This is a genomic window from Acinetobacter sp. Tr-809, from assembly GCF_011753255.1.
In the GTDB taxonomy this organism is placed as follows: Bacteria; Pseudomonadota; Gammaproteobacteria; order Pseudomonadales; family Moraxellaceae; genus Acinetobacter.
Genome location: NZ_VWVZ01000001.1, coordinates 257,011 through 269,837 on the forward strand (window position 1 = coordinate 257,011; position 12,827 = coordinate 269,837).

Genomic DNA, 12,827 nt, shown 5'->3' on the forward strand with positions numbered 1-12,827 from the left:
TTGATATGAGAATATTATTAGTCGAAGATGAGCAAAAAATAGGGAGCTATCTTAACCAAACATTGTCAGAAGCTGGTTATATGATCGATTGGGTTACAGATGAAATAACAGGGAAACATTTGGCATTGCTGTTTTGTGAATATGATCTGGTTGTATTAGATGTTATGTTCGCAGGTTTAAATGGCTGGAATATCCTGCATGATGTAGGTAAGAATGGAAAGAAAATGCCGATTTTGTTTTTGATTGCGCGTGATCAGATTGAAGAGCGCATCAAAGGGTTGGGTTCATCTTTTACCTTTGCGGAACTTCATGTTCGTATCAAAAACTTATTGTCTAGAGAGTCCAAGAGTGATGAAAGTAACCGAATTCGAGTGGCAGATCTCGAACTAGATTTATGGAAACGTTGTGTCAGTCGTGCTGGACAACGGATTAATCTTACAGCTCAAGAATATGCATTGATTGAGCTATTTATGAGCAGACGTGGAGAGGTTTTACCTAGAGCCTTAATCGCTTCACAGATATGGGATATAACCCATGACGCAGACACTAAAATGATTGAAGTAGCGATTAGTCGTTTAAGAAATAAGATTGACCGTAATTTTCTTCCAAAGCTGATTCATAACATTTATGGAATGGGTTATGTATTGGCAGAGTGGCGAGGGGCAGTAAAAAGTAAACAAAAAGAAGATGTCACTAAATGAGAGTTACTCAATATTAAACTCCGTGCTTAGAAATAAATTTGTCAGCCAAGTGACAACTTAACTTAAAATTTTGGGTTAAAGTGATGCAGTTAAGGGACATGATCCAGCAAGGAAAATGAATGAAAATATGTATTTATGGCGCTGGAAATATTGGATGTTATCTTGGTGGAAGATTAGTTGAAGTAGGGTGTGATGTTGACTTTATCGTACGTCCTAAAATACAACAACAATTGCAATACTATGGGCTGACAGTTTCGAACTATCTGGGTGAAAAAAATAGTGTGCCAGCGACTAAGCTGCAACTTAGCACAGATCCAAACATTGCTGCTCAGGCCGATATCATTTTTGTCTGTGTAAAGTCTGCTGCAACCGAACAAGTTGCACATGAGTTAAAAAGTATTTTAAAGAAAAACACCGTCATTATTAGTTTTCAGAATGGTTTAAGTAATGTCGGTATTCTAAAACAAGTGTTGTCTGGTCATACCATTCTTGAAGGTATGGTGCCTTTCAATGTAGCTACTTTGGGAAGTGGGGTTTTTCATCAAGGTACCGAAGGGGCGTTGTATGTAAAAAAACATGACGCCTTAGCTGAGCTTGTGACCGCATTTCATACAGCCCATCTTGAGCTAAAAATTGAACAAGATATGCAAGCGATTCAATGGGCAAAGTTATTATTGAATCTGAATAATTCAGTGAATGCTTTATCTCAGCTTCCACTCAAACAGCAACTTTCGATCAGAGCATATCGTCAATGTTTGGCAATGGCTCAAACGGAAGCACTCAGGCTCCTTAAAATTGCAAGAATTCAACCTGCTCAACTAACAGCTATACCCGCACAGCTCATTCCATCGGTATTAAAATTGCCAAATTATATTTTTAAACTGGTCAGCAAGAAAATGTTGGCGATTGATCCTATGGCACGATCTTCAATGGCCGATGATCTTAGGGAAGGACGAGCCACTGAAATCGACTGGATTAATGGTGAGATTGTTCATTTAGCGAAGCAATTGAACTTAAGAGCCCCCATCAATGAAAGCTTGATTCAATTGGTTAAACAGGCCGAGATAACGCCACAAGTTTGGCCAGCTGATGCACTTAAAAACTACTTGGAAAAAGCAGCAAAAGCTTAATATGGAAAGCCATAACGTATCAATCTATGCGTTATGGCTATGATTTATTACAGTTAAACCTTCATTGTTTCCTGAGGACCAAATCGAGTAATCAAAGTCCCAAAAATGGTCGCGAAGATATACATAAAAATCGAATAAACGGCAGCAGGCATCGCAATGGTGGTGCTGGCCATAATTGTCAACGCAATGGTCATCGCAAGTGTACTATTATGAATGCCGATCTCAAATGCACATGCGCGTGCTTGATAAGAGCTAATACCAAATAGTCGTGGTACAAAATAACCAACACATAGACTAATTGCACAGAATAGTGCAGTTGCAAACCCAATTTGCCCAATGTATTCAATTAGATTGTGTCGCTCTTTGATAATTGCGCCAAGAATAATAATTAAAAGAAAAACTACAGCAAAAATACGTACAGGACGATTCAGTTTTTCTGCAATATGAGGCGCGTAATGACGAATCAGCATTCCGATACACACAGGGACTAGAATAATGGCAAAGACTTGCAGCACTTTTGCAAATTGTAGCCCAACCTGCTGTCCTTCATTCATAAAATGAAGAATTGAAAAATTAACAATAAAAGGTAAAAAAATGGCTGCAATAATGGCATTAATTGCGGTTAAGGTAATGTTGAGTGCAATGTCACCTTTGTATAAATAGCTAAATAGATTCGCCGTCGAACCACCAGGCGAAGCAGCAAGTAGCATGAGACCTACCGCGAGAAGTGGGGGTAAAGCAAATATTTTACAAATTAAAAATGCAATGCCAACCAATAAAATAAGTTGACAGAACAAAGCAATGATGACCGCTTTGGGGTGTTTACTCACCCGAGCAAAATCTTTTAATGTCAGCTCTAAACCTAGCCCAGCCATCACAATTGCTAGGGCGATAGGTAGAAAAAGTGTGATTAGTCCAGAATCCATAACCATTAGTTCCTTTTAGATCGATATTATTTTTCCAAAAAAATTATTGTTTTTTGTCCGATCAAATCACAACTTAACCCAATCTAGATTGATTATAGTTGGCATCTGAGAAGACAAACAAACAATGCTGTTTGTATAAAATTTACTATTTTTACTGTCTAAAGAATGAATTAGCACATTTAGGTTATTAATTCTAATGATTTCTTTAGCTTAAATCCTTTATTCACGACTGCAAAAATAGTTTGTGCGCTAGCTCACAATTTGATTGAATAAAAATCTGAGAATTAATAGGAGAAAAATCATTTTTTAATAAAAGTTACATTTCTATAACGCTTTATTTTTTTGTGTTTTTGCCATTTCTATATTCATAAGAAGATTAAAACAGACAGGATATTAAACTGGATGGTAAAAATTATAATGAAGTTTAAATTAATAATTTATCTTAATTAAACAATAACATAGGTTTAATTTTTTACAAATGAAAACACGAATCATTTATGCTTGTGCTAGAATTTCACAAATTTTTAATAAAAGCTTTATACCATTCGAGAAATTGGCATAAATAGAAAAATAGTATGCACAAATGGTCAATGACATATTCTTACATTCGGAATGATAATTTGCGCCAATTATTACATTGTAACTATTTATTTATATTGAAATAAGTGAAAAGTTACGTGAAAAGATGACCATTTTACTAATGGCTCAAAATAAAAACTGTATATTACAAATAGCGGAATAAATATGGATAACGTAGCTCAGCTCGAAACTGATACTAATTTCCAAAGTCGAAAAAAAATAACTTGGGCTGTTTTTGGTGTGCTCATCTTATTTCTGATCTTAGGTATTGCATATTATTTTTTGGTATATCGATTTTATCAGTCCACTGATAATGCTTATGTACAAGCCGATGTCACTTGGGTCATGCCAAAAATTTCAGGCGAAGTTGTTGAGCTGATTATCAATGACAATCAGTTTGTGGAAAAAGGGGAAGCTTTAGCAATCTTAGATCATCGTGATTATCAGGCCCGCTATGATCAAGCTAAATCAGTTGTCACCTTAAAGCAAGCTGCACTTAATGTGCAGCAACAGAATGAAAAGTCTGCAAAATCATCGATTAGTGAAGCCAATAGTGGTGTAGTTGCTGCCCAAGCAGATTTAACTCGCTTGAAAAAAGATTTCAATCGTTATCAAGATTTACTCAAAGACGGAGTGATTACCCGACAAAATTTTGAAGGTATACAATCCCAATATTTAACGGCTCAGGCACAGCTTAGTAAAGCTCAGGCTACGGTCAATGCGGCTGAAGCTCAACTTGGTAGTTTACAGGCTGGTCGCGCGCAGTTACTGGCAGATATTCAAAGCGCCAATGCGACTTTGGATCTTTATCAAATTGATCTTTCATCTTCAAAAGTCATTAGTCCTGTAACGGGGAAAGTGGGAAGTCTTGCGATCCAGAAAGGCTCTCGCGTTTCACCGCAGACACGCTTAATGGCGATTATTCCTGAGAAAAGTTTGTATGTACAAGCAAACTTTAAAGAAACCCAAATTGAAAAAATGCATATTGGGCAGGAAGTGAAATTAAAAATTGATGCTTATCCAAGTCTGACCTACACAGGCAAAATCGAAAGCTTTTCACCCGCATCTGGCGCAACCTTTTCTCTGATGCCACCAGACAATGCCACAGGAAATTTTAACAAAGTTGTACAGCGTATCCCTGTACGGATTGCAATTGATTCGAGTCCACATATTGATCTTATAAAACCTGGAATGTCCGTCAGTGCGACTGTTGATTTAAGAACTTAATCAGAAAAGTTTTAGGTATAAGAAAATGAATAATCCTAACCAAGATGAGTGGAAGTTTGCGCAAAAAACAGCATGGCTGATTTTTGCTGCCATGATCTTTGGTAACTTCATGGCAATTCTGGATATTCAAATCGTTGCGAGTTCTTTGAATGAAGTACAAGCTGGTATGAGTGCTAGTCGTTATGAAGTGACATGGGTTCAAACGGTTTATTTGATTGCTGAAATTATTGCAATTCCGATGTCGAGTATTATATCTCGTGTACTTTCGACTCGAATTTATTACACCATCTGTGCCATTGGATTTACGATCAGCTCTTTGCTATGCGCTTTGGCATGGAATCTGGAAAGTTTACTGGTATTCCGCGCGTTTCAAGGTTTTATGGGCGGCGGTATGATTCCAACTTCAATGACAGCATTATATCTGCTGTTTCCTGAGGCAAAGCGTGCTTTGCCACTGGTGATGTTTGGCATGATCAGTACATTAGGCCCAGCGATTGGCCCAACCATTGGTGGATGGTTGACCAATAACTTTTCATGGCACTGGATGTTCCTGATTAACATCATTCCCGGTATTTTGATTGCGACGATTATTTACTCTGGCCCAAATATAGATCGTGCTAATTACGCGCTGATCAGAACCATGGACTGGTTCAGCTTGATTGGTATGGCGATGTTCTTAGGAGGATTGGAATATTTCCTAGATGAGGGCGCACGGCATGATTGGCTTGCTGATACTGGTGTACGTGTTGCATTTATCATCTGCTTGATAGGTGGAATGATTTTCTTCTCACGCAGTTTTACCCAGCCAAAACCATTACTCGACCTAAGCGTATTTAAAAATAAAAATTTTGCTTTGAGTTGCATTATTACCTTTGTGATTGGTATGGCCTTGTATGGATTAGGCTATATGATTCCAGTCTTTCTTGGTCAGGTTCGCGAAATGAACAGTAGCCAAATTGGTCATATCATGATGGTGACAGGCATCGTGATGTTCTGTTTTGCCCCATTCCTTGCGTGGCTAATTCCGAACTTTGATACTCGAAAAACTGTGTTTGTAGGCATGATCTTGGCGGGTTTTGGTGTTTGGCTCAATTCACATTTGAGTATTCACAGCGATTATGACTTTATGTTCTGGCCGCAGATTTATCGTGGCATTGGCTTAATGATTTGTTTGATCGTGGTCTCACATTTAGCCATGAGTACCTTGCCACTGACTAAAGTTGCAGATGCAAGTGGTATCTATAACCTGATGCGTAATATTGGTGGCGCTGTGGGGCTGGCATTGATTAACTCATCACTGGATTGGCTGACAGCAGTACATGTGACGCAATTGAATCAGTATATGAACCCGCAAAACTGGATTTTCATTGAAAGATTAGACCAGTTGACTGCGCAATATCAAGAGGTGGGTACCAATGCCCAGCAAATCGCGCTGAGTGTGATCTATCGTGATATTCACTACCAAGCGCTGACATCTAGTTTTAATGATTTATTACGTATGCTCGCTATCATTATGTTTGTGGCGGCTTTCTTAACCATCTTTATGGATAGGGGGAAGAAAATGGACATATAGATATTCAATACTAGAGGGTTGTTTTCAAATAACGAAAAAATAATAGGGGCATTGTATACAACAATATACCCCGCCATAAAAAGAACAGCGATATGAGTTTTTATATTTCTTTAGGAGATAGAGGGACTTGCATATCCAAATTTAGAGGTTGAAGCAGATGATTAATACAACATATAAACTGATTTCAAGATTTAATAATAAGGAATCTACTTATGGTCAATATATCGAGAGGGAGCAAATCGATATTGAACGGCTAAAAGTCATGTATTCGATTTACGAGCAATATTATGAAAATACCAAGTTTTCGATCTTTGCGGATGATTTCAAAAAGAAAAGTGGTGCGATCTTAATCTTTAACTCGGAAACGGATGAAATCGTTGGCTTTTCTACTGTTGTGGTTCAGCATTTTTATCTGAATGGCAAAGATTATACGGTGCTGTTTAGTGGTGACACGGTTATATTAAGACAATTCTGGGGTACTCGTACGCTGCAAAGTACCATGCTCAAGCTGATGATCAAATTACGGGTCAAATATCCATTTAATGAGCTGTATTGGTTATTGATTTCTAAGGGATACAAAACCTATCTACTGCTCGCCAATAACTATTATGTGTATTACCCAAATATCAATGATGAGAACCAGCATCTTTCCAGTGTGATTGAACATTACTGTGAAAACTTCTTTGCTGAATACTATGATAAAGAGGCTGGACTGCTTAATTTTGGTGATGACTATCAACCACTCAAAGGGGAAGTTGCACCGATTACCGAAGAAATGCGAGAAAAAAATCCCAATATTCATTTCTTTGAACAGAAGAATCCGACTTGGACGGTTGGTACCGAATTACCATGTATTGGTCGTTTAGGTTGGAAAGATCTTGCGCGTTTCCCAGTTAAATTGATGACCAAGCCTGCCAGCAAAGGTCGATGTGATGCGTTATTAAAAAGCCCTGCAATCCGCAGAGGAGTTTTACAATGAAGCATACAGAGTGGTTAACCTCAGGCTCGCATCTGATTTTAAAACAATGGTGTGATGTCTCTGACAGAGACTTTAAAAAGCAGTTTAATTGTCTAGAAGAAACACAACGTCAAATCTTGAGTTCAATTTTACAAAGTTCTCATTTTGCAAAAGAACAAAGGGTTCATGATTATGAGCAATTTGTGAATGCGTTTCCTGCTTCGCGTTATGCTGCATGGCGTGAAGATATTCAGCGTTATCGCGATCAAAAATTGCAACTCTCAAGTAGTAAGCTGGTTCGTTTTCAGCCAACCAGTGGATCGAGTGAACAAATCAAGTTTATTCCTTATACAAAACTGTTTTTAGATGAACTTGATCACGCAATTGCACCATGGATGGCGAGCCTCTATCGCAAATGCCCGCAGCTACGTTTAGGTACTCATTATTGGTCTGTTTCGTGGTTGCCTGAAAGTCAACGTGAAGTGCTTAAAGATAAAAATCTCAATGATGACAGTGCATTACTGGGTATTGGTAAACGTATTTTATCTAAATTTACTCAAGCCGTGCCGAGCAATGTTGCCTTTGCTGCCAATGCTGATGATGCTTTATTTGCGACGATTTGCTATCTGGTTGCTAACCGTAATCTGGCAATGATTTCGGTATGGAGTCCGACTTTTGCCTTGCAACTTCTAGATCGTTTGGAAGCCACGCAGCAAGAGGTGATTGAAGTTTTAGAAACAGGTCGATGGGGAGCGCGTCAAGCTTCATTAAAAGAAGTTAAAGCACCCCTGAGTCCAGAAAGTGCCAAGTGTCTGATTGATAGTTCGAATGGTGAACGCATTGATTTTAAAACTTTATGGCCATTACTGAGCTTGGTGTCGAGTTGGGATACCGCAGGATCTAAAGCTTGGGCGGAAAAATTAAAGCAACGTCTTCCATCGGTACAGTTTGAAGGCAAAGGCTTATGGGCAACCGAAGGCGTAGTCACTATTCCTTATAATGATCATTATCCATTGGCATATCAAAGTCATTTCTATGAGTTTGAATATTTAGAAGGTGAAAAAACAGGACAAATCATTCCATCTTGGGAGCTAAAGATTGGGGATGTGGTCAGTCCAATTATCACATCAGGCAATGGTTTATTACGTTATTGCCTTGATGATTGCTTACGTGTGACGAGTTTTCTCGAACAAATACCGTGCTTTGAGTTTCAAGGCCGCCGTTTTGGGGTGGATTTAGTGGGAGAGAAGCTTGCCCCAGAAACAGCACAACAGCTGCTTTCACAACTGAATGAAACTGACTCTAAAGCAATCTCGTTGTTAGCGATTGATACAGAACAACAGGTCAAACCATTTTACTGCGTTCTGTTTGAGGGTGAGATTCATCACAGTATTAATGATGATTATATTGATCAGATCTTGCGTCAAAACTTTCATTATGAGCTGGCACGTAACCTTGGGCAATTGGATCAGCCTCAGATTCGTCAAGCCAACAATGGTTGGAATGCTTATAAAAAGTTGGTGATGTTTGACGGCATTATCGAAGGTAATATTAAGCCTGAGCCGTTAAAGAAAATCACCCTGAATAGTTTGGAACAACTATGAAAAAAGGGATGACTCAATTCAAAAATCGATTTTTAAAGTCCCAATATGCGTTATGTCTGGGAATGCTGTTGCTATCACATATGGCGAATGCCATGACTTTAGATGATGCTTTGTCCGCCAGTTTAAGATATGAAAGCCAATTGGAGTTAAGCCGTTTAAGTGTCAATCAATCAACTGCAATGCTTGAACAGGCCAAACAGCGTGATGGGCTCAAAGTCAACTTGGTTGGACAACTTGATTATGAGCGCGTAGAAACACCGACCAATGTCATGTTTCCAACTGAAGGAAACCGAAAAGGTCGTAGTTTGCAATTACAAATGGATTACCCTGTCTATACATCAGGGCGACATCGCTTGGGAATTGATGTTGCCAAAAATCAACTGTCTGCACTCACACAAGGACTATCGGATCGACGATCTGAAACGATTTTGAATACAGTCATGGTTTATACCGATGTCTTGAAGAAGAAAGCGATTTTGGAGCTGAGAAAGAAAACCATGTCCAATTTACAACGTTCGTTGTATGAGTCACAACGACGTTTTGATGTGGGTATGATTACCCGTGCGGACTTGGCGCAAGTATTGGCTCAAGTCGCTCAGGGGCAAGCTGATATTACGCAGGCACAATCCAATCTGACAGTGAGTGAAGCTCAATTTTCACAAATTACAGGTCTAAGTGCGGATAATCTAACTGCGGTTAAGCGTCTCCCAGAAGTTTCCAACAATCTGGACGAGATCTTGGCCAAAACCAAGAATCATCCTGCATTACTGCGCGCTAAATATGAGAAACAGGCTTCTGAAAAGCAATACGCTTTAACCAAGCGAGAACTTTGGCCTACCGTTATGCTTACCAGTCGAGCTGGTGCACAGCATGAGGCCAGTTATATTGGTTCGGAAAGTAATAACTACATGGTGGGTGTGCAACTCAACGTTCCACTGTATGACGATGGTTTGAATCGTGCCAATATTCGTAAAGCACAAGCGGATATTGATTTAGCCAACCAAAAGATTCGTAGCCTTGAACTGGATTTGAATCAACGGGCACGTACCACCTATGCACAGTTGCAGACCATTCGTCAAAACAAAGACGCACTACAAAATGCCATTGATGCCGCTTCAATTGCCTTTGTTTATACCCGTAAAGAGTTTGAGCTGGGGACCAAAACCACTTTTGATTTATTGAATACCGAACAGAAATTATTGGATGTACAAACTCAGAAAACGGTCAATGAGCAGGATGAAATTGTATTCGTTTATCAGCTTTTAGATCAAATGGGGCACCTCAATGATTTGGTGTCTACACAAAATACGCAACAGGTGAATAATTAATGAAAACAAATCCACCAAATACTCCTAGCAATCCATTGATCACTCGTGAAGCTACCTTGGCTGATGATCAAGCTTTACGTCAACTGATTGCGGTGCCGATGACCACCAAAGGGGTGCAAATCAGTTTTCAACGTGAACCAAGTTATTTTAAGGCTTCAGATATTTTGTATCGACACAAGCTGCATGTCGTGATTGAAGATACTGAAAGTCAGAAAAATGTCGCCTGTTATAGCAATGGTCATCGTCCATGCTATGTCGATAAAGCGGTACAAAATGTACGCTATGCCAGTGATTTGCGTGTTGATCCTAATTATCGTGGTAAATCATTGGTCAAGGCTTTGGGCGTACATGTAAAACAAACCATGCACCAACCTGATTTTAGCCAGATGATTATTTTTAATGATAATTATGCGGCACGAGCGGCGATACAAACTGGGAAAACAGGAATCCCTGACTATTATGATGAAGGGTTGATAGAGACTTTAACCTTGACTCATCTTGGAACCAAAAGAAAAATTAAAACCTTTATAGATGGTAAAACCCAAAAGGATACAGAGATCAGCGAGATTAAATCTTGTGTGGCACGTCCTGAACATATTACGACAATGAATCGGTTTATTGGTGAAATGTCGCAGCATTATAATTTTATCCCAGCTTATAATTTCGAAGAATTACACGCAGGGCATCACTATTTTACCGGCTTGAATCTTTCTGACTTTCAGCTTTATTTTCAAGACGGGAAACTCGTCGGGATGTTTGGATTATGGGATCAACATGGACTCAAACAAACCAAAATCTTACATTACAGTTCAGCGATAGGTGTACTGCGTCCGATTTACAACTTACTGACCAAAGTCACCAAAGCTATGCCATTACCTAAACTCGGTGATTCCTTAAAATATCATGTACTACACAGCTTGTTGTGCCATCCGCAACAGTTAGCACTGCATCATTTAATGCTTGAAGATGCGCAGAAACTGTCTAAGCAACGAGGTGTAGGAATCGTCAGTTTTACCTTATCGCACCAAGATCCACGTTTTCAGCTCAATCAGTTTTATAAGGGTGAGAGATTAACAGGCATGCATGGCTTTATTAGTTTTCTGGGTGATCCACGTCCAAACTTTGATAAGAACTTGATTCCGTATTTGGAAGTTGGGCGAATTTGATTTTAGTTAGAAAAATTCCTCAAAGTGCGTAAATGATTGGGCTTTGAGGAATTTTTTTATGTGTAAATTGTAGCTTATGCTTTTAGCCCTTTAGCATACTCAACCAGTTGATCAATCACTGTTCCCCAACCTTCAAAGAAGCCCATATCTTCGTGTTGCTGGCGAGTTTCAGCAGTACGGTGTCTGGCAATTGCAGTATATTTGGTTGCTCCATTGCCTGCATCTTCCAGCAACAGAATCGCAGTCATAAATGGATTTTCAGCAGGTTTCCAGTCTTCGGTATAGGTATCGGTAAATACCAATTTTTTGCCATCAATCACTTCTAGATAAACACCTTCATTCTTGATTTCATTGCCATCAACATCAAAGATGGTGTTGAATTTTCCACCCACTCTTAAATCAATTTCACAGGCTTTGATTGAGTGAGGGCGAGGAATAAAGAAGTGTTGAATATGTTCGGGTGTGGTCCAGCATTCCCAGACCAGTTCACGCGGCACATCAATGATTCTTTCTAATTTTAAATCAGTTTTTGGATCCAGTTTCATTTTCTCTTTTCCTTTTTAATTCGAGTGCGTAACGATCAAATTGATTAAGTCTTTGTTCCCAAATAGCCCGTTGCTCAGTTAACCAATTTTGCATGGGGGTGAATGCATCGGGTGTCAGAGCACAAGTTCTGATTCGTCCATTTTTTTCTGAATGAATAAGTCCTGCTTCCTCTAATTTATTTAAATGTTTTAGAAAAGATGGCAGGGCCATATCATGTTGTTCAGCCAGTTCAGTAATCGATGCTGTCCCAAAAGATAGTCGCGTTAGAATGTCTCTACGCGTTGGATCACTGAGAGCACTGAATAACAAATCGAGTTTAGAATCATACTTAGCCATAAAGCTAAGTATTGCACAAAAAATATTCACCTTGCAATAAAAAACTTAGCTTTTTAGCTAAGTTTTTTATTGATGTTTTTATTGCCCTATTTTTCTTGTTTGTTGGTTAAAATAACCCCTATGAAACTTAGATTACCACCCACCAGCATTGACCAGGTGATGGGTTCATTCAGAATAAGAAATGCTAGCAAGACTGCAAACACAGGCACTAAATTATTAAATATGATGGTTCGAGATGCGCCAATGCTGTGAATCGCCTCGGCATACCAGACAAAAGTCAGTACAGTACCAAAGGCACTTAGAAATATAATCGACAACCAACTGCGAAAAGAAATATGCGGTAGAGAAAATTGCATAAATTGAGGCATAAGACTGATGAATAGAAATAATGTTCCCCAAAGTACTGAATAAGTGGTCATGGTTAAAGCGGGTGCACGGGTCTGCTTAAAGCAGATTGTGTAAATGACCCAACTGAAGACTGCGCCACACATCATCATTTCACCCGTGCCAAAAGATTGAGTGAATGCAGCAAAAAGTTCACCTTTGCTCACGACGATCAGTGTGCCGATTAAAGCGAGAGATACGCCTAAGTAATTTATTCTCCTTAGCCTTTCCTGAAAGAATATCCGCATGGCTAAGATGGTTAAAATAGGGGATAATATCATTGTGAATATCGCAACCCATACAACTACCGATAAATAATATTGAAATATTACAGCCACTTAATTAAATAATAACTGTTCTTTTGGGTAC

Annotated in this window: 11 protein-coding genes and 1 pseudogene; 8 read left to right on the top strand and 4 right to left on the bottom strand. The window is 39.0% G+C overall.

Annotation, left to right across the window (positions count from 1 at the left end; all coding sequences use genetic code 11):
• Nucleotides 1–5 precede the first annotated feature (5 nt).
• Together F3J02_RS01300 and F3J02_RS01305 are read left to right on the top strand one after the other, a co-directional pair.
• The gene (locus tag F3J02_RS01300; protein WP_167246952.1) at nt 6–701 is read left to right on the top strand and encodes a winged helix-turn-helix domain-containing protein; all 696 of its coding nucleotides are present in this window, start codon (nt 6–8) and stop codon (nt 699–701) included.
• Nucleotides 702–820: 119 nt separating this feature from the next.
• The gene (locus F3J02_RS01305; protein ID WP_167246954.1) at nt 821–1,831 is read left to right on the top strand and encodes a 2-dehydropantoate 2-reductase; all 1,011 of its coding nucleotides are present in this window, start codon (nt 821–823) and stop codon (nt 1,829–1,831) included.
• 53 nt (nt 1,832–1,884) lie between these two features.
• Here F3J02_RS01305 and F3J02_RS01310 read toward each other — a convergent pair whose 3' ends face one another.
• The gene (locus F3J02_RS01310; RefSeq protein WP_167246956.1) at nt 1,885–2,757 is read right to left on the bottom strand and encodes a bile acid:sodium symporter family protein; all 873 of its coding nucleotides are present in this window, start codon (nt 2,755–2,757) and stop codon (nt 1,885–1,887) included.
• A 744-nt stretch (nt 2,758–3,501) separates the two neighbouring features.
• Here F3J02_RS01310 and F3J02_RS01315 point away from each other — a divergent pair.
• From F3J02_RS01315 to F3J02_RS01340, 6 genes are all read left to right on the top strand, one after another.
• Nucleotides 3,502–4,563, top strand: a complete 1,062-nt coding sequence (locus F3J02_RS01315; RefSeq protein ID WP_167246958.1) for an HlyD family secretion protein — start codon at nt 3,502–3,504, stop codon at nt 4,561–4,563.
• A 25-nt stretch (nt 4,564–4,588) separates the two neighbouring features.
• Nucleotides 4,589–6,136 carry a DHA2 family efflux MFS transporter permease subunit gene (locus F3J02_RS01320; RefSeq protein ID WP_167246960.1) on the top strand — a complete coding sequence of 516 codons (1,548 nt, stop codon included), beginning with the start codon at nt 4,589–4,591 and terminating at the stop codon, nt 6,134–6,136.
• 157 nt (nt 6,137–6,293) lie between these two features.
• On the top strand, nt 6,294–7,115 hold the full coding sequence (locus tag F3J02_RS01325; protein WP_167246962.1) for a hypothetical protein: 822 nt from the start codon (nt 6,294–6,296) through the stop codon (nt 7,113–7,115).
• A complete protein-coding gene (locus tag F3J02_RS01330) occupies nt 7,112–8,698 on the top strand; it encodes a GH3 family domain-containing protein (RefSeq protein ID WP_167246964.1) in 1,587 nt (528 codons plus the stop codon). The genes F3J02_RS01325 and F3J02_RS01330 overlap by 4 nt, the downstream gene beginning before the upstream one ends.
• Entirely contained in the window at nt 8,695–10,026 is a 1,332-nt protein-coding gene (locus F3J02_RS01335; protein WP_216076257.1) for a TolC family protein, read from the top strand. The genes F3J02_RS01330 and F3J02_RS01335 overlap by 4 nt, the downstream gene beginning before the upstream one ends.
• On the top strand, nt 10,026–11,192 hold the full coding sequence (locus F3J02_RS01340) for a hypothetical protein (RefSeq protein ID WP_167246966.1): 1,167 nt from the start codon (nt 10,026–10,028) through the stop codon (nt 11,190–11,192). Before F3J02_RS01335 ends, F3J02_RS01340 begins: the two co-directional genes overlap by 1 nt.
• A gap of 74 nt (nt 11,193–11,266) precedes the next feature.
• Here F3J02_RS01340 and F3J02_RS01345 read toward each other — a convergent pair whose 3' ends face one another.
• From F3J02_RS01345 to F3J02_RS01355, 3 genes and pseudogenes are all read right to left on the bottom strand, one after another.
• The gene (locus F3J02_RS01345) at nt 11,267–11,737 is read right to left on the bottom strand and encodes an SRPBCC family protein (RefSeq protein ID WP_167246968.1); all 471 of its coding nucleotides are present in this window, start codon (nt 11,735–11,737) and stop codon (nt 11,267–11,269) included.
• Nucleotides 11,715–12,074 carry an ArsR/SmtB family transcription factor gene (locus tag F3J02_RS01350; RefSeq protein ID WP_167246970.1) on the bottom strand — a complete coding sequence of 120 codons (360 nt, stop codon included), beginning with the start codon at nt 12,072–12,074 and terminating at the stop codon, nt 11,715–11,717. Before F3J02_RS01350 ends, F3J02_RS01345 begins: the two co-directional genes overlap by 23 nt.
• A gap of 86 nt (nt 12,075–12,160) precedes the next feature.
• Nucleotides 12,161–12,733 (bottom strand): annotated as a pseudogene (locus F3J02_RS01355) (DMT family transporter); the annotation flags it as partial.
• Nucleotides 12,734–12,827: the final 94 nt, after the last annotated feature.